The 17,668-nt window shown below is 70.6% G+C and carries 15 protein-coding genes; 4 read left to right on the top strand and 11 right to left on the bottom strand.

What is annotated here, in order from left to right; genetic code table 11:
- Positions 1-15: 15 nt before the first annotated feature.
- The 3 genes from ABH920_RS20850 to ABH920_RS20840 all read right to left on the bottom strand — a co-directional run bounded on the left by ABH920_RS20850 (position 16) and on the right by ABH920_RS20840 (position 5,876).
- A complete protein-coding gene (locus ABH920_RS20850; RefSeq protein WP_370350721.1) occupies positions 16-4,701 on the bottom strand; it encodes a HAMP domain-containing protein in 4,686 nt (1,561 codons plus the stop codon).
- 101 nt (positions 4,702-4,802) lie between these two features.
- A complete protein-coding gene (locus tag ABH920_RS20845) occupies positions 4,803-5,138 on the bottom strand; it encodes an STAS domain-containing protein (protein WP_370350720.1) in 336 nt (111 codons plus the stop codon).
- Positions 5,139-5,327: 189 nt separating this feature from the next.
- On the bottom strand, positions 5,328-5,876 hold the full coding sequence (locus tag ABH920_RS20840; RefSeq protein ID WP_370350719.1) for a MarR family winged helix-turn-helix transcriptional regulator: 549 nt from the start codon (positions 5,874-5,876) through the stop codon (positions 5,328-5,330).
- Between the two features lie 67 nt (positions 5,877-5,943).
- Between ABH920_RS20840 and ABH920_RS20835 the strand changes: the two genes are divergently transcribed.
- A complete protein-coding gene (locus tag ABH920_RS20835) occupies positions 5,944-7,131 on the top strand; it encodes a PP2C family protein-serine/threonine phosphatase (protein ID WP_370350718.1) in 1,188 nt (395 codons plus the stop codon).
- A gap of 116 nt (positions 7,132-7,247) precedes the next feature.
- Entirely contained in the window at positions 7,248-7,817 is a 570-nt protein-coding gene (locus ABH920_RS20830; RefSeq protein WP_370350717.1) for a MarR family transcriptional regulator, read from the top strand.
- Between the two features lie 28 nt (positions 7,818-7,845).
- Here ABH920_RS20830 and ABH920_RS20825 read toward each other — a convergent pair whose 3' ends face one another.
- From ABH920_RS20825 to ABH920_RS20805, 5 genes are all read right to left on the bottom strand, one after another.
- Positions 7,846-8,043 (bottom strand): CsbD family protein, encoded by a 198-nt coding sequence (locus ABH920_RS20825; protein ID WP_370350716.1) that lies wholly within the window; start codon positions 8,041-8,043, stop codon positions 7,846-7,848.
- Between the two features lie 39 nt (positions 8,044-8,082).
- Positions 8,083-8,244, bottom strand: coding sequence for a hypothetical protein (locus ABH920_RS20820; protein ID WP_370350715.1), 162 nt, complete (start codon positions 8,242-8,244; stop codon positions 8,083-8,085).
- Between the two features lie 37 nt (positions 8,245-8,281).
- Positions 8,282-8,746, bottom strand: a complete 465-nt coding sequence (locus ABH920_RS20815) for a lipopolysaccharide assembly LapA domain-containing protein (protein ID WP_370350714.1) — start codon at positions 8,744-8,746, stop codon at positions 8,282-8,284.
- 75 nt (positions 8,747-8,821) lie between these two features.
- On the bottom strand, positions 8,822-9,799 hold the full coding sequence (locus tag ABH920_RS20810; protein WP_370350713.1) for an L-threonylcarbamoyladenylate synthase: 978 nt from the start codon (positions 9,797-9,799) through the stop codon (positions 8,822-8,824).
- A gap of 80 nt (positions 9,800-9,879) precedes the next feature.
- Positions 9,880-11,193 carry an LCP family protein gene (locus tag ABH920_RS20805; protein WP_370350712.1) on the bottom strand — a complete coding sequence of 438 codons (1,314 nt, stop codon included), beginning with the start codon at positions 11,191-11,193 and terminating at the stop codon, positions 9,880-9,882.
- 614 nt (positions 11,194-11,807) lie between these two features.
- Between ABH920_RS20805 and ABH920_RS20800 the strand changes: the two genes are divergently transcribed.
- Both ABH920_RS20800 and ABH920_RS20795 read left to right on the top strand, forming a co-directional pair.
- On the top strand, positions 11,808-12,194 hold the full coding sequence (locus ABH920_RS20800; RefSeq protein ID WP_370350711.1) for a hypothetical protein: 387 nt from the start codon (positions 11,808-11,810) through the stop codon (positions 12,192-12,194).
- Positions 12,184-14,223 (top strand): LCP family protein, encoded by a 2,040-nt coding sequence (locus ABH920_RS20795; RefSeq protein WP_370350710.1) that lies wholly within the window; start codon positions 12,184-12,186, stop codon positions 14,221-14,223. Before ABH920_RS20800 ends, ABH920_RS20795 begins: the two co-directional genes overlap by 11 nt.
- Positions 14,224-14,323: 100 nt before the next feature.
- On the opposite strand, the gene ABH920_RS20790 is transcribed toward ABH920_RS20795, so the two are convergent.
- The 3 genes from ABH920_RS20790 to ABH920_RS20780 all read right to left on the bottom strand — a co-directional run bounded on the left by ABH920_RS20790 (position 14,324) and on the right by ABH920_RS20780 (position 17,598).
- The gene (locus ABH920_RS20790; protein WP_370350968.1) at positions 14,324-14,617 is read right to left on the bottom strand and encodes a winged helix-turn-helix transcriptional regulator; all 294 of its coding nucleotides are present in this window, start codon (positions 14,615-14,617) and stop codon (positions 14,324-14,326) included.
- A gap of 312 nt (positions 14,618-14,929) precedes the next feature.
- The gene (locus ABH920_RS20785) at positions 14,930-15,817 is read right to left on the bottom strand and encodes a chitosanase (RefSeq protein WP_370350709.1); all 888 of its coding nucleotides are present in this window, start codon (positions 15,815-15,817) and stop codon (positions 14,930-14,932) included.
- A gap of 197 nt (positions 15,818-16,014) precedes the next feature.
- Positions 16,015-17,598, bottom strand: coding sequence for a PLP-dependent aminotransferase family protein (locus tag ABH920_RS20780; RefSeq protein ID WP_370350708.1), 1,584 nt, complete (start codon positions 17,596-17,598; stop codon positions 16,015-16,017).
- Positions 17,599-17,668 lie beyond the last annotated feature (70 nt).

Raw genomic sequence — 17,668 nt, 5'->3', positions numbered from 1 at the left:
TCTCCGCTTCGTCGCTCACAGGCCCAGGACCCGCTGGATGCTCTCGATGAGCACCGCGGCGTCCACCGGTTTGGTCACGTAGTCGTTGGCGCCAGCCGCCAGGCTCTTTTCGCGGTCGCCGTGCATGGCTTTCGCGGTGACGGCGATGATCGGCAGGTCCGCGAACTCGGGCATGGTGCGGATGCGGGCCGTCGCTTCGTAGCCGTCCATTTCCGGCATCATCACGTCCATCAGGATCAGCTCGATGCTCGGGTCGTTCTGCAGCGCCTGGATGCCCTTGACGCCGTCCTCGGCGTCGACCACGCGCATGCCGTGCATCTCCAGCATGCCGGTCAGGGCGAACAGGTTGCGGGCGTCGTCGTCGATGACCAGGACGCTGCGGCCCGAGAGGCGGCCGCCGCTGTCGGGGAGTTCGGCGAGGCGTTCGCGGCCGGGGAGGCCGAGGGGGACGACGTCGTCGGGGTGCTCGGCGCCCAGGTGGAGCACGATGCGTTCGCGCAGCTCGTCCAGGCTCGGCAGGAGCTCCAGCGGGTACAGCTCGGCGTGGGCGCGCAGGAGGCGGTCCTGGTCGCCGCGCAGGGTCCGGTTGTGGTGTGCCAGGACCGGGATCGAGCGCAGGGCGGGGTCGGCGGTGCGCGCCTGGAGGAACAGCGCTGCGCCGTCCTGGGCCATGTCCAGTTCCAGGACCACGCAGTGGTGCGGTTCGGCCGCGAGCATGGCTGCCGCTTCTTGAGCCCCGACCGCGGTCCTGATCTGCACCTGCGCGTGCGGGCCCAGCCGCTCCCGGCCGGCGAGCAGGTCCTCGGCCGCGCTCTCGGCGACCAGGGACAGCAGGCCGCGCGCCTGGTCCTCGACGACCAGCAGCCGACGCGGCGAGGCCTCGGCGACAGAACGCTCGGCCACGACCCCGGCCCCCGAACGCCGCGCCCCGGACGACGCAACCGCGGTGTAGTCCGCGTGACCAGCTTGGCCGGCGCTGACGGAATTGTCGGCGGCGGCTCCGTTGCTCGTACTCGTAATGGAGGCGGCATCAGATGCAAACCCGAAATCACCATGCGCGCCGCCGTCGGAGGACGTCATCTCCGCCCAATCCGGATGCGCCACCGGCAGGTACAAAGTGAAGGTACTGCCTTCCCCAAGCACACTGTGCGCGGTGATAGCGCCGCCAAGCAGCTGCGCGATCTCCCGGCTGATCGACAGCCCCAGCCCCGTCCCGCCGTACTTCCGGCTGGTGGTGCCGTCGGCCTGCTGGAAGGCCCCGAAGATGGTCTCCAGCTGCTGCTCGGGAATCCCGATCCCGGTGTCCTTCACCCGGAACGCCAACGCTGGCCCGTGATCCCGCACGTTCCCCGGCAGCTCCTCGACAGTAGCCTGCTCGATGCTCAGCTCCACGCCGCCGGTCTCGGTGAACTTCACCGCGTTGGACAGCAGATTCCGCAGCACCTGCCGCAGTCGGGAGTCGTCGGTCAGCATCTCCCCCGGGATCCCGTTCGCGGTCCGGACCCGGAACTCCAGGCCCTTCTGCGTCGTCAACGGATGGAACGTGGCCTCGACGTAGTCCAACAGCCGCTGCAGGAACACCCGCTCCGGATCGACGTTCATCTTGCCCGCCTCGACCTTCGACAGGTCCAGGATGTCGTCGATCAGCTGCAACAGGTCCGACCCGGCGGAGTGGATCACGCCCGCGTACTCGACCTGCTTCGGCGTCAGGTTCCGGTTCGAGTTCTGCGCCAGCAGCTGCGCCAGGATCAGCAGGCTGTTCAACGGCGTGCGCAGCTCGTGGCTCATGTTGGCCAGGAACTCCGACTTGTACTTCGACGCCAGCGACAGCTGCTGCGCCCGCGTCTCCAGCTCCTGCCGGGCCTGCTCGATCTCCAGGTTCTTGGTCTCGATGTCGCGGTTCTGGGTCGCCAGCAGCGCCGCCTTCTCCTCCAGCTCCGCGTTCGACGTCTGCAGCTGCTCCTGCCGCACCTGCAGCTCGCCGGAGCGCGCCTGGAGCTCGGCGGCCAGGCGCTGGGACTCCCCGAGCAGTTCGTCGGTGCGGGCGTTGGCGACGATGGTGTTGACGTTGACGCCGACCGTCTCCATCAGCTGCTCCAGGAACTGCCGGTGCACCGCGGTGAACCGGTGCATCGAGGCCAGCTCGATGACGCCGAGCACCTGGTCCTCGACCGCTATCGGCAGCACCACCAGGCTCGCCGCGGCGGTGCGGCCCAGCGCCGAGCCCAGCGCGACGTAGTCGCCGGGCAGGTCGTCGATGGCGATGACGCGCTTGCTGCGCGCCGCCTGGCCGACCAGCGACTGGCCGAGCCGGAAGCGGGTCGGGCGGTCGTCGCCGGGGTCGCCGTAGGAGCTGATCAGCCGCAGCTCGGTGCCGCTGCCGTCGGCGGCCTCCTCGGCCAGGAAGAACGCGCCGTACTGGGCCCCGACCAGCGGGGTCAGCTCGTCCATCACCAGCTCGGCGACGACGGCCAGGTCGCGGCGGCCCTGCATCAGGGCGCTGATGCGGGCCAGGTTGGACTTCAGCCAGTCCTGGTCGCGGTTGGCCCGGGTGGTCTCGCGCAGCGACTCCACCATCGAGTTGATGTTGTCCTTGAGCTCGGCGACCTCGCCGGAGGCGTCCACGGTGATGGACCGCGTCAGGTCGCCCTCGGCGACCGCGCTGGTGACGCCGGCGATGGCCCGGACCTGCCGGGTCAGGTTCCCGGCCAGCTCGTTGACGTTCTCGGTGAGCCGCTTCCAGGTCCCGGACACGCCCTCGACCTCGGCCTGCCCGCCGAGCCGGCCCTCGCTGCCGACCTCGCGCGCCACCCGCGTGACCTCGGCGGCGAACGAGGACAGCTGGTCGACCATGGTGTTGATGGTGGTCTTCAGCTCCAGGATCTCCCCGCGCGCGTCCACGTCGATCTTGCGCGTCAGGTCGCCCTGGGCCACGGCCGTGGTCACCTGGGCGATGTTGCGGACCTGGTTGGTCAGGTTGTTCGCCATGAAGTTGACGTTGTCGGTCAGGTCCTTCCAGGTCCCGGCGACGTTCGGCACCCGGGCCTGGCCGCCCAGCGTGCCCTCGGTGCCGACCTCGCGGGCCACGCGGGTCACCTCGTCGGCGAACGCCGAGAGCGTGTCGACCATGGTGTTGATCACGCCGGCCAGCGCCGCGACCTCGCCGCGGGCCTCGATCGTGATCTTCTGCGACAGGTCGCCCTTGGCCACCGCGGAGGCCACCTGCGCGATCGAGCGCACCTGGCCGGTCAGGTTGGAGGCCATGACGTTGACGTTGTCGGTCAGGTCCTTCCAGGTACCGGACACGCCGCGCACCGTCGCCTGGCCGCCGAGGTTGCCCTCGGTGCCGACCTCGCGCGCCACGCGCGTCACCTCGTCGGCGAACGCGGAGAGCTGGTCGACCATCGTGTTGATGGTCTCCTTCAGCTCCAGGATCTCGCCGCGGGCGTCGACGCGGATCTTCTGCGACAGGTCGCCCTTGGCCACCGCGGTGGTGACCTCGGCGATGGAGCGCACCTGCGCGGTGAGGTTGTCGGCCATGACGTTGACCGACTCGGTGAGGTCTTTCCAGGTCCCTGATACGCCCTTGACGTCGGCCTGGCCGCCGAGGCGACCGTCGGTGCCGACCTCGCGCGCGACACGCGTCACCTCGTCGGCGAAGGAGGACAGCTGGTCCACCATCGTATTCAGGGTGTTCTTGAGCTCCAGGATCTCGCCCCGGGCGTCCACGTCGATGGTGCGCGTCAGGTCGCCCTTGGCCACCGCCGTCGCCACCTGCGCGATCGAGCGCACCTGCGCGGTGAGGTTGCCGGCCATGAAGTTGACCGAGTCGGTCAGGTCGCGCCAGGTGCCGGCCACGCCGGGGACCTGGGCCTGGCCGCCGAGCATGCCCTCGGTGCCGACCTCGCGGGCCACGCGCGTCACCTCGTCGGCGAACGCGGAGAGCTGGTCGACCATCGTGTTGATCGTGCTCTTCAGCTGAAGGATCTCGCCCCGGGCGTCGACCGTGATCTTCTGCGACAGGTCGCCCTTGGCCACCGCCGTGGTCACCTCGGCGATCGACCGCACCTGGTCGGTGAGGTTGTTCGCCATGAAGTTCACGGACTCGGTGAGGTCTTTCCAGGTCCCGGACACGCCCTTGACGTCGGCCTGGCCGCCGAGGCGGCCCTCGGTGCCGACCTCGCGCGCCACGCGCGTCACCTCGTCGGCGAAGGAGGACAGCTGGTCCACCATCGTGTTCAAGGTGTTCTTCAGCTCCAGGATCTCGCCCCGGGCGTCCACGTCGATCTTCTGCGACAGGTCGCCCTTGGCCACCGCGGTCGCCACCTGGGCGATGTCGCGGACCTGGGTCGTCAGGTTGCCGGCCATGGCGTTGACCGAGTCGGTCAGGTCCTTCCAGGTCCCGGACACCCCCGGCACCTCGGCCTGGCCGCCGAGCCGGCCGTCGGTGCCGACCTCGCGGGCCACCCGGGTCACCTCAGAGGTGAACAGCGACAGCTGGTCGACCATGCCGTTGAACACGGTCGCGATCTCGACCAGCAGCCCGTCGCCGTGCTCGGGCAGCCGGGTGCCGAAGTCGCCGTCGCGGACCGCGGTGAGCCCGGCCAGCAGCTGGCTCAGGCCCGCCGCCTCGGAGTCCTCCGGCCCGCCCGGCAGCACCGTCCGCCCGTTGGAGGCCGCACGCTCAGCCCTGTCGTCCATCAGTCATCCTGTTCTCTACCCGATCGCACCTGGCGACTTCTGCCGCTGACCGCGCCGACCTGAGTCATCTTCCTCCCCCGTCGGACCGCACGACAGACGTCTCAGGAGCCTGAATCTTCCGGATTCGTACCCCGGATCGCGAAAAGCTCCGTCGTTCCCGACAGCTCCATCACCCGCAACACGGGCTGGGAGGGATCGGCCAGCTCGAAGCCGACGCCCTTGGCCTGCGCCGCTTGCACGCCCTCGATCAGGGCCCGCAGGCCCATCGAATCCAGGAACGTCACGCCGGCGCAGTCGACGGCGACCGGGCGTCCGCCCGCGACCAGCGCTCCGAGCTCTTCGGCGAGGACAGCGTGGGCCGCGAAGTCCACGTCGCCGGTCAGTACGAGGCGCACCTGGTCGCCGTGGTCGGTGACCGTGTGACCGAAGGTGTTCATGTGACGCTCCCACGGTGTGGACGGCTCGGACCGGGCAGCTCCGCGGCTGCCCCGACAGACTTTAGAATTAATCGTTTACATGTGGCAACATTTGACGCGGCGCCCGGATCCCGGTCGCGCTACGGCAACGTGGAGCACGAGACGTGATGCGACGCGTGTGGCAGCGGCGGGAAGGAGGCGAGTGGACGGTCAGGCTGCGCTGCTCTCCTGCTCACCGGCCCCCGACTCGCCTGTTCCCGGGCCGGCCGCGTCCGACTCCTCCGTCTCGGAACCGGTTGCCGAGGAGGATCCCAGCCGCTGTTCGATCGCGGCCTGGAGGCTCCCGAGATGGGTCGACAGCCCCGCCAGAGAGTCCGGCGGCAGCGTCTGCATGACCTCCTGGAGCTCCCGCACCCGGGCCGAGCGGATCTCGGCGAGCACCCGGCGGGCCCGCGGGCTGAGCCAGAGCTCGACCTCGCGGCGGCTGCTGGCGCTCGGCGTGCGGCGGACCAGCCCGTCGGCCTCCATGCGGTCGCACAGCCGGCTGGTGGCCGGCGGCCTGGTGCCCAGAGCCTCGGCCAGCGCGCGCAGGTTGATGCCCTCGGAGCGCTCGATCGCCCGCAGCGCCCGCAGCTGCGACGGCGGGACCGGGCCGCCGGGGAGTGACTCCATACCCCGTCCGTGCAAGGCGTCCAGCAACTCCGCGAGCGCGGCCGCCGTCTCGGCGACCTTCTCGGGCGGCGGCGGATCCTGGTGCACGCCACCACTGTGCCACTGCCGCGCCGAGGCGACCACCCGCGCCCTCCCCGTAGAATCAGGAACCGAAGTGATCGATTATCCGACCGTGGAGCGCGCCCTGCGCTCGGCCGACCCGGAAGCGTTGCCGGAAGCCGTGCGCGCTGCCCTGCTGGGCATGGGGATCGACGGCGTCCAGGTGCACCTGGCCGACTACGCGCTGCGGGTGCTCGCGCCGGTCGGCGGGCCGGCGCCGGCCCGGACGCTGCCGATCCACGCCAGCGTCGAGGGGAAGGCGTTCGCCAGCCAGCTGGCGCAGTTCCAGCAGCTCCAGGACGGGAAGGTCATCGTCACGGTGCCGGTGACGGTGCGCGGGGACCGGCACGGGACGCTCACCGCGCGGCTGCCCGCCGGAGATGGCGACGGGAACGGCGCAAGCGGCGACGTCTCCGGCCCCGACGTCGAGGCGCTGCAGGCGATCGCCCAGCTGCTCGGGCACGAGATCATCGTCGCCGAACGCGACACCGACCGCTACCAGCAGGCCCGCCGGGCCACCCGGCTCACGCTGGCCGCCGAGACCCAGTGGCAGCTGCTGCCCGGCCGCGCCAGCCGCCGCCGCGAGTACGCCCTCGGCGCGCAGCTCGAACCGGCCTACGCGATCCGCGGCGACGGCTACGACTGGGCCGTCACCGACACCGACCTGACGCTGGCCGTCATCAACGGCATGGGCGAGGGCATGACGGCCGCGCTGCTGACCTCGCTGGCGGTGAACGCGCTGCGCAACGCGCGCCGCGCCGGCATCGGCCTGGCCGACCAGGCGGCGCTGGCCGACCAGGCCGTCTACGCGCAGCACCAGGGCGACATGTATGTCAGTGCCCTGCTGCTGTCCTTCGACTACGACACCGACGTGGTGAGCGTGGTCGACGCCGGCTCGCCACAGATGTGGCTGCGCCGCGGCCGCTCCACCGAGCGGATCGCGGTCGAACCGCAGCTGCCGCTGGGCATGTTCGAGGAGACCGCGTACGAGGTCCAGACGTTCCGGCTGGAGCCCGGCGACCGGCTGGTCATCGTCAGCGACGGCGCGCACGCGGCGCTCTCGCCCCGCGGGGAGGTCTACGGCCCGGCCGCGCTGAACCGCGGGATCGTCGCCTCCGGGCTGCTGCCGGCCGAGGACGTGCCGACCGCGATCCTGCGCGAGGTGGCCGGCCACCGGTCGGCCGACGCCGACGACGACGCGGTCGTGGTGTGCGTGGACTGGTACGGGCGTCCGGGCTCGTGAGGGCGTGCCGGGGCACCATCGGGAGCACCATCGAGAACCCCGCCAGGGGCGCCGGGGGCGTGTGAAGCCTGTTAGAGGTCAACGTCGTTCCATACCGGCCGAGATATGCTGGCTTGATGGAGGCAGACGAACGTCGGAAGTGGACGCTGCTCACCTCCCACGGACACGTCCTCGTCGAGATCGCCCGGAATCCACGGTCCCGGGTCCGGGACATCAGCGCGATCATCGGCATCACCGAGCGCGCGACCCAGGCGATCATCGCGGACCTGGAGCGGGCCGGATACGTGGAGCGCGTCCGCATGGGGCGGCGCACGCACTACGTGATCCATCCGGACAACCCGTTCCGGCACTCGGCTCAGGACGGGCTGCAGGTGGGGCCGTTCCTGGACCTGCTCACGGGGGAGGTGGAGCCGGCGATGCCGACGCCACGGGAGAGTTTTCTGGCGGCCGCGGTGATGCCGTTGCCGACGGGGTCGCCAGCGGGGTCGCTGGCAGGGCCGCCGGCGCCGTCGCCGCTGGATACGGTCGCGGCCGCGGTGGGGGCGGAGCAGGTCGAGCCGATGCTGGCGCCGGTCGAGCCGTCACCTCTGGCGCCCGAGCCGGCTGCCGGGCTGGCGCCTGCGATGGAGCCGAGCATGGACCTGAACGTGCCGGGAGCCGAATCACCGGATCCCGGCACGCGCTGACCTTCTTCTCGGACTGCTCGAACCCGTCCTACTTCTTGAACACGTCCTTCACGCGGTCCGCCACATGGCCGACCATGTCCTTGGCGTCCTCGGCGAGTTGTTTGGCCTTGGACTCGGTCTGGTCGTTCCGGCCCTCCGTCGCCAGGTCCTGGTCGTCGGTGAGTTCTCCGGTCTTCTCCTTGACCTTGCCGAAGGCTTCCTGAGCCTTGTTGGAGACGTCGCTCATGAACTGCTCCCTTCCGAGGGCATGTCGATGGCGCCCTGATCACCTGGTGCGGGAGCCGCTGCGCGACTTGACCGCACCGAAGAGCAATCCGGCGACGAAGAGCACGATGCCGACGACCAGGAGCCACAGGAGGCCCTTGATCACGGCGCCGAGGACGCCGAACACCAGAGCCAAGACGATGATCAGAACTATCCATCCCATGGCTTCATGATTCGCCGGTTTCGGCGACGCCGCAGGTTCAGCCTTGCCGTGGTGGTACCGGCGGGGCTGGTGGGGTTGCCGGGACCTGCGGGACCTGCTCCAGGAGCTGCTCGCGGGCCTGGTGCAGCTTTCGTGCCGTGCGGCGCAGCTGGATGATCCGGCCCGCTCCCGGCACCAGAACGAGCAGTACACCGAGTGCCGCTGCCATGAGGAGAGCGACGCCCAACGGGGCGTCCCAGTGACCGCCGTAGAGGTGGATCTGGACGTGCTGGCCGTTCTGGAGGATGAACACCAGCAGCAACACCAGCACCACGGCGCCGCTGGTCAGGATCACCCACAGGCCGCCGAGGCGCGTGGGCGCCGGTACCGGATCCGGGATCGGTGTCGGTGTTGGCGTCGGAGTCGGTGCCGGTGCCGGTGTCGGTGCCGATGTGACCGCCGGGTTTGGGGCCTGCGCCGGATCGCGCGGAGGATCCGGTTCCTGCGGCACGTTTCCAGCCATGGCCAGCAACCTCTCACCGGCGCACCAGCGCCGGATATCGACCCATTACTGGCTGGGTACCCCCATTTACGCAGGTCAAGCAGTAAGGTCCCGGGGCCCCGCCGCGCGCCGCAGCCGGTTGGCGATCGCCAGCCCCAGCCCCGACTCCGTCGGCAGCGACGCGATGATCAGGTCGCAGCCCTGCTCGTCGAGTTCGCGCAAGTAGTTGTAGAGGTGGTGCGCGTACGTGGCTTCCGAGTCCGGCACCTGCACCACTGCGTGCGCCTTCACCGGGGCATCGGCGAACGCCGGCGGCAGGAACACGCCGACCTGGTAGCCCTCGTCCTGCGCGCGTCCGGCTTCCGCGACGACCTCGTCCGGCCGGACCAGGACGACCTTCGCGCGCGGCGCGTAGTGCGAGGGATGCTGACCCGGCACCCGAACGGGACTGGCCTCGGGCACCGACAGCGGCGAGCCCAGCGCCGCCTCCAGGCTTTCGCGCGTCACGCCGCCGGGTCGCAGGATGCTGAGAGTGTCGCCGGTGGCGTCGACGATCGTCGACTCGACGCCCACCTCGCAGGGGCCGCCGTCGAGCACGAAGTCGACGGCGTCGCCGAGCTCGGCCCGGACGTGCTCGGCGGTGGTCGGGCTCACCGAGCCGAAGCGGTTGGCCGACGGAGCCGCGATCCCTCCCCCGAACGCCTTCAGCAGCTCCAACGCGACCGGATGGTTCGGCACGCGCAGCGCCACCGTCTCCAAGCCGCCGGTCGCCTCCAACGGCACCCGGCTCCCCCGCCGCAGGACCAGCGTCAGGGGCCCCGGCCAGAACCGCTCGGCCAGCAGGCGCGCCGCATCGGGCACGCCGTCGGCCCAGTCGTCGAGCTGGTCGGCGCCCGCGAGGTGGACGATCAGCGGATGCGTGGGCGGACGCCCCTTGGCCAGGTAGACGCGCGCCACCGCGGCCGGGTTCTCGGCGTCGGCCCCCAGGCCGTAGACGGTCTCGGTGGGGAGGGCCACCAGGCCTCCGGCGCGAAGCACCTCGGCCGCCTGCTCGATGTCACTGGCTCGGATCACCCTTGAAATCTTCTCACGCACCGAGCACGCCGCCTGCCCACCGGAACACCATCGGGTGAGCCGGGGTTGAGCCCGGGAGTTCAGGACCCGTCTGCGGCATAGGGATTGGACGCCGGGAGGTTGGAGCAGATGTCCGCGTCGGCGGGCCGGTCCTGGAGATCGGTCGCTATGCCCGAGGACGGTGCTGTCGCCGACGACGCCTGGGACGGGGGTCCGGTCGGCGAAGGAGTCGTCCCAGTGCTAGTAGGAGTCGGCGTCGGCGTCGGCGTTCCGGCATCGGTGCTCGGCGTGGCGTCGCCGGTCGGGGTCGGAGTCGCGGGTGCCGTCGCGGTCGTCGCCGAGCTCGCCGGCGTCGCCGTCGTCGCAGCCGTCGACGCCCCGTCCAGCGCCTGGTCGCTCCGGATCAGCGCCCACAGCGTCTCGGCGTCCGGCGCGGGATCGACCCGGTTGGGATCGATCTGGTCCTGCACCGTCGGCATGGTCACGAAGTCGATGTCGTGCGGCTTGATGTCCTGCACCTCGCTCGCCAGGTCCAGCAGCGCCGACACCGAGCCCAGCGCGTCGTCGGTGGTGATCGACGACGTGGTGGTGTTCGCCAGCTGGTAGAGCTTGCCCGCGTCGTTCAGCGTCCCGGAGTCCTCGATCTTGGTGATCAGCGAGGTCAGGAACATCTTCTGCATCTCGATGCGGGCCAGGTCGCTGCCGCCGGCCAGGCCGTGCCGGTCTCGCACGAACGCCAGCGCCTCGTCGCCGGTGACCACCTGCCGCCCGGCCGGGAGGTTGAGGTGGCTGAACGGATCGTTGATGCCGCCGGGCGGGATGCAGACCTCGACGCCGCCGAGGTAGGTGACGATCTTGCGGAAGCCGTTGAAGTCCAGCCGCACGAAGTGGTCGACCCTGACATGGAAGTACTGCTCGACGGTCTCGGCCGCGCACAACGGCCCGCCGAGGCTCATCGACGCGTCGAACATCGCCCGCTGCTGCCCGGGGATCGTGCCCTTGCCGTCGCGGGCGGGGCACGTCGGCCGGTCGACGAGGGTGTCGCGCGGGATGGAGACCACGATGGCGTGCTGCCGGTCGCCGGAGATGTGCAGCAGCATCGAGGTGTCGGACAGGTCGGTGCCGTCCGAGCCGCCGAAGCTGCCGGTGGAGTTGGAGTCGCCGAACTGCCCCGCCTGTCCGTCACGGGTCTGGGAGCCTAGAAGCAGAATATTGATAGGAGGGCCCTGAGGCGCGGTGCTGGACGTGCTGGGAGCCGGGGCGCTGCTGCCGCTCGTGCTCGTCGTCGGCGGCGGAACGAGCACCGGCGGCCGGTCCGGCAGCGTGTTCAGGTCGCCGGCGGTGTGGATGTTGTGGTCGAGGTGCAGGTAGACATAGCCAGTGGATCCGGCCACTGTCACCAACAGTGACAAGGTCGATACAGCAATGATCGTTCGTAGTTGACGCAGGCCGCCGCGGGCAGAAGGCGCCGATTCCGGGATTTTCGCTGGTCCACCGCTTCGGCGTCCGAGCCTCATCAACGCCCGCCCTCCCGATCCGTATTCACGTCTATGCTCGTCCAGACGTTGCGATCACCCGGTTCGGTTACACGCACTCGAAAGGCTCGCGTATTACCCCTTACCCCGCCGGCGCGGGTTCGTCGCGGGTTCGTCGCGGGTCGGTCGCGGGTCGGTCGCAGCTTCCGGTTGTAGCGAGTCTGTGACGAACCTGAGGGTGGGCTGCGGCGTCCAAGTAGTGAGCATCAACCGGTTCGGCTTTCGCCCTCTCTCGACTTCGGAGTCCCATGCCACCCCAGACGCGCCGCCCATCAGGCTCGCAACCCCGTCCGCCCGTTCCACGGCGTGCCGGCGCGAACCCAGGCCCCGGCGGTCCCAGTTACACCAGCGGTCCCGGCGGTCCCGGCGGCAGCCGTCGGCAGGCGCCGCGTTCCGAGGGCCGCGGCGCCCCCGCCCCGGCCGGCCCGAACGAGCCGGGGTCGGGTTCGGGGCGTCCGCCGCTGCTGGCGGGGATGCCGGGGTGGCTGCCGGCGGCCGCCGTGGGGCTGGGCCCGGTGCTCGCCGCGATCGTGGGCAAAATCCTGGGCAACTACTACGGCCCGGGCTTCGCCGTGGTCTGCGTGCTCGCGGCCGGCCTCGCCGCCGCGGCGGCCGCGTCCAACTGGCTGTGGTACCTGATCCCCGCGCTGCCGCCGGTGATCTGGCTGGTCGGCGCGGTGGCCGAGCTGGAGTGGCGCAACCCGCCCTACGAGGGCACCAAGGCAGAGGCAGTCGGGCTGGTGCACGCCACCACGCACACGTTCCCGGTGATAGCGGTCTGCGCAGTGGTGATGGGTTTGGTGGCCGTCTGGGGGACGGTCCAGGAGCGGAAGAAGAAGGGGGCCCGGCGTGGCCGATGAGTGGCGGCCGGAGGGTTACGGCGAGGACGACCCGCGCCAGGGGCGTCGGCGGCGGGGGGACGAGTACGGGCAGCAGCAACCCGATCCCATGCCCTGGGACCGCGCTGCCGGGCCGGAGCGCGGGCGCCCCCGCGAAGACCAGGGCCGGGGTTATGACCAGGGCTATCCCCCGGAACGGGGTTACCCAACAGAGCGTGGTTACCCGGCAGAGCGTGGTTACGCCGCACCGGAGAGTCAGGGTTATCAGGGCTATGACGAGGCCGACGACTTCCACGCCGCCGAGGAGGCGCGCCCGCCGGGCCGGTCCCGCCGCGACGCCGGCCGTCCCGATGGCGGCCGCGCCGACGGCGGCCGTCCGGGCAAGAAGGCACTCGCCACCGGCCTGATCGTCAGCCGCGCACTGGCCGGAGTCGTCGGCGCCGCCGTGTTCATCACGACCGGCTCGATCTGGTACGTCAACAGCAGCCTGAACGACAGCCTGCACACCTCCGACGCGACCAACGCGGCCAAGCCCGGCGAGGGCGGCTACGTCCCCAAGCACCTGGGTAACGACATCAACCTGCTGCTGGTCGGCCTGGACTCGCGCAAGGACATGAACGGCAACGACCTGCCGACGTCCCTGGTCGAGGACGAACTGCACGCCGGGTCCTCGGCGATCGGCGGGTACAACACCAACGTCCTGATCTTCATGCACATACCCGCGAACGGCGGGAAGGTCACGGCGTACTCGATCCCGCGCGACAGCGACGTCGACCGGCCGGGCGGCTCCTCGACGATCTCGCAGGTGCCGACCTTCCCGTCGGACGGCAAGGGCAAGATCAAGGAGGCCTACGGCGACGCCAAGGCCTATGCCGAGACCAAGCTGCGGGCCGCGGGGATCACGAACAAGTCCGACCTGGAGGCCAAGAGCCGCGAGGTCGGGCGCGAGGCGACGATCGCCGCCGTGCAGGAGCTGACCAACCAGCACGTCGACCACTTCGCCGAGGTCAACCTGGTCGGCTTCTACGACATCGTGAAGGCGATCGGCAACATCCAGGTCTGCCTCAAGGCGCCGGCCAACGACCCGATCGAGGACGGCGCGGGCACCGGCATCAACCTGCCGGCCGGCGTGTCGACGATCGACGCGGCGACCGCGCTGCAGTTCGTACGTCAGCGCTTCCACCTGCCCAACGGCGACCTGGACCGCACGCACCGCCAGCAGGCGTTCCTGTCCTCGGTGATGGCGAAGCTGCGCAGCGAGGGGTTGTTCGGCGACCTGGGCAAGATGAACTCGCTGCTGCAGGTGGTGTCGAACGACATCGTCATCGACAAGAACGACAACTGGAACGTCCTCGACTTCGCCGCCAGCGCCTCGAACCTGACCGGCGGCAACGCCCAGTTCATCACGCTGCCGACGACCGGTACGACCAAGGTCAAGGGCGAGGACGCGCTGACGGTCGACCCGGCCGCGATCAAGACGGTCTTCGCCTCGACCTTCACCAAGGACGCGACGCCCGCCCCGCCGCCGACCACGACGTCGTCGTCGGCGCCCGCGGCCCCGTCGACCCCGTCAGCCCCGGCCCCGCCGAAGGACACCATCACGGTGGAGAACGGCACGAACAGCACGGGACTGGCGCTAAAGCTGTCGTCGTTCATCATGGACAAGACCGGCGTGCCGGTGACCAAGACCGGGAACGGCGGCAACATCAAGCACACCGTGATCCGCTACGGCGCCGGCGGTCAGGACGAGGCACAGAAGATCGCCGACGCGATGGGCACCGGCACGGTACCGGTCGCCAGCAGCTCGCTGAAGGCGAACAACATCGTGGTCACGGTGGGGAACGACTTCAAGCAGTCGAAGCTCACCGAGGGCAGCACCCCGACCGGCGGCGCCACGTCGAGCGGTTCGACCACCGGTGGCTCGACCGGCGGCACCACCGGCGGCTCAGGTGGCTCGGGCGGCTCGGGCGGCGGGGACACCGGCAACGGGCTGAACAGCGGTGGCGCGGTGGATGCCAGTTCGCAGAACGGGATTCCCTGCGTGTACTGAGTCGGCAAGACAGAGTTCTGACAGCTCAGAAAGGTGCCGCACAGCCTCGTGAGGCTGTGCGGCACCTTTACTGCTGACAGCGCTGATGGGCAGGACAGCCTCAGACCGCGCCGGGGAACCGGTCGATGTTCAGCTCCACGAACGTGCGCAGCTGCGCCAGCGGCACGCAAGCCTCCTCGCCGAGCGGCGTCAGGCTGTACTCCACCCGCACCGGCACCTCGGCGAAGATCTCCCGGCTGACCAGACCGTTGTCCTCCAGCCGCCGCAGGGTCTGGGTGAGCACCTTGGGGCTCACGCCCTGCAGCCGGTTCCGCAGTGCGCTGAAGCGCTGCGGGCCGTCCTCCATGGCGCCCAGGGCCAGCGCGCTCCACTTGTTGGCGAGGATGTCCAGCATGTCGCGGCAGGGGCAGGCGGCCAGGTAGACGCTCTTGGGGTCGTCGCACGTGCCGGCGGCGCCGTGGGATCCGTGAGTGCCGCGGGCCTTGTGCGCGGAGGTGGCAACGGTCGTCATGCTGCAACGATACCCGATGGGAACCATTGGTCCTCGCGGGTAGCCGCTACCCATTGGCTACTGCATCAAGGAGATCTTCATGGTGCTCTCAGGCCCCTGCGTAACACTCGCGGGGAGCGGGGGGATCGCGCGGCTGACTCCTGCGCGATCCCCCCGCCTGCTTCTCAGTAGCCCGTTCTCATGCCTCGACGCTCATCAGTTGATGGTGTACGACGAACCGAACGCCGTGATGTTCAACGGCCCGTCGAGGTTGTAGTTGCCGGTCGCGGCGATGCGCCGCAGGCATTCCACCCGGTCCGTGGACTGCGACCACTCGGCCTGCGTGGCGCTGTTCGCCGGGTTCCGCAGGTCGTCGATGCGGACGTTGAAGAACGCGTCCAGCCATGCGGACTCACCGGCGGTGGCCGGGGTGCCGACCGCCGCGTTGGTGCGGGATATCAGCGCGGGCAGCGCGTCGTAGTTGCCGCTGTCGTTGCCGTGCTGGATCGAGGCGTCGTAGAGCTCGGCGCGGGCCAGGGCCGTGGTGAGGCCCAGCTGGTCGGCGTCGGCCATCGCCGGGTTGAAGTAGCGCTGGTCGACCTGGTCGTCCTGGACCTGGTCGAAGACCGGGTCCGTGGCGGCCTGCTTCCAGGCCGCGATGTAGTCGGCTTCCGGCAGGCCGGAGGTGTCGCCGGAACCGGCGGCGGCGAGCCGTTGCAGCTCGGGAATGAAGGGCTCAAGGACGTTGCCCGGCGAGATCGCGTCGTACGCCTGGATCACCTTGAGCGCGTCGCCGTCGTTGGTGGTGAAGCCGGCGCGCCCGGCGGTGACGCCGCGCCCGTCGTTGATGTTCTCGGCGTAGGCGTACTGCAGGGTCGTGGTGCTGTTCTCGAAGACGCTGATCAGCTGATCGGCCCGACGACGCTGGTCGGCGGTGAGCCCGCCACCGGCCGCCCAGGCCACCGGCGCGAACGCCTGGTGCTGCGCGACACGGGGGCCGGGGCCGGCACTCGGCGCGGTCGCACCGACCACGCACAGCCCGCCGGCGACGGTCGCGGCGACCAGGGCCGGGACCAGCGCCGGGACCAGCAGGTGCCTGCCCACGCGGACAGGACGAAGGGAAACTCGCATCTGACGCTCCAGATACTCCGGCGCGGCCATGCCGCGGCCGGCGTGAAGGGAACCGGCCGCTGTCGACGGCCGGCTGGTGCGGCGGTGCAGGTACACGTACAGGTGCGAGCTCGCGTGGAGCACTGTAGGGGCGGGTCCGGGCGTCAGTCCAGACCTATTAGGAAAGTTTACTAATGAAGTTCGTTCACGACGGAGGAAACGACCCCGGCCAGCGCCGACACCGCGGCGGCCACCTGGCTGTCGGCCACGGTGCCGTAGCCGAGCACCAACCGATCCTCGCGAACATCCAGCTCAGAGCGGTGCTCAGCCATACTCCCGACGCGTAGCCCGCGCGCCCCGGCCGTTTCGACCACCACTGCCGCCGGCACGCCGGGGACGCGAAGGATCACGTGCAACCCGGCGGAGGCCGACGACACCGGGCACTCGGGCAGCAGGCGCTCGAGCTCGGCGACGAACGCGTCGCGCCGACGGCGGTAGGCCCGGCGCGCGGTGCGGAGGTGGCGGTCGAAGGCGCCGGAGCGGATGAGGTGGGCGAAGGCTAGTTGGTCGAGGGTCGGGGGTGGGGCGGCGGGAGTGGCTGGCGGGTGCGCTGCGGAGTCGGCCGGCAGATGGGCTGCGTGATCGTCGGCATCCAGGCTCGGTGCCCCTATCGCAGCACACTGGCTCGCCGGCACCCGCGCCCCCGGCAGCGCCGCCGTCCACCGCGCCGGCGTCGCGATCCACCCGATCCGCAGTGCCGGGGCGAGCGTCTTGCTCAGCGAGCCGAGCAGTGCGACGTACGACGGCGCCATCCCCTGCAGCGCCCCGACCGGGCGGCCGTCGTAGCGGAACTCCGAGTCCTTGTCCTCCTCCAGCACCAGGCCGTCCACGTCCCGCGCCCACGCGATCAGGTCGCTGCGCCGGTCCGGCGCCAGTGCCACGCCGGTCGGGAAGTGGTGCGCCGGTGCGACCAGGACCGCGCGCACCGCCGGGGTCTCGCGCAGAACGTCCACGCGCAGGCCGTGCCCGTCGACCGGGATCGGGACCGCCGTGAGGCCCGCGCCGGCGATCAGCGCACGCGTCGCGGGCCAGTCCCACCCCGGGTCCTCGACGCCGAGCGCCGTGTGCCCCGCGCGCCGCATCGCCGTCAGGATCCTGACCAGCCCGTCCGTCGTGCCGCCGCAGATCGTCACGTGCTCCGCCACCACCGCCGCGCCCCGCGAGCGCGTCAGGTGCTCGGCGAGCGTGGCGCGCAGCGTCGGGTGGCCGGCCGGGTCGCCGTGGCCGAAGTCGGCGTTCGGGGCGTCGTGCATCGCGTGCTGCAACGCCTCGATCCAGCGCTTGCGCGGGAACATGCGCAGGTCCGGCAGCCCGGGCGAGAGGTCGAAGTCGAACCGCGGCGGCAGCGGCGATCCCGCCGAAACCGACTCCCGGGCCACCTCCTGCGGACGATCAGCCGGCCCCCGCCGCACGCGCGTCGCCGACCCGCTCCGCGCCTCCAAGTACCCCTCAGCGGCGAGCTGCGCGTAGGCCTCCGTGACGACCCACCGCGAACATCCCAAGTCAGCGGCCAGCAACCGGCTCGGCGGCACCACGCTCCCCGGCGCGATCCGCCCCTCCGCGATCGCCGCCCGCAGCGCCCGCCGCAGCCGCGCGTGCAGCGGCCCGGGGCCGTACTCGTCGGGCACCAGCAGCGTCTCGAACCCGTGATTGGACTGGCTGGACTGGCCGGACTGGCCGGACCGCCTGGACCGATTGGACTGGTTTTCCGTCACAGAATCGGACCGTACACCCGAGCCGCCTGCCGTCTACCGTGTTCGGTGTGAACGACACCGACGAAGTCCT

It is taken from the genome of Catenulispora sp. EB89 (assembly GCF_041261445.1).
In the GTDB taxonomy this organism is placed as follows: Bacteria; Actinomycetota; Actinomycetes; order Streptomycetales; family Catenulisporaceae; genus Catenulispora.
Note: the sequence above shows the minus strand (reverse complement) of the source record. Positions and strands in the feature narration are given on the sequence as shown.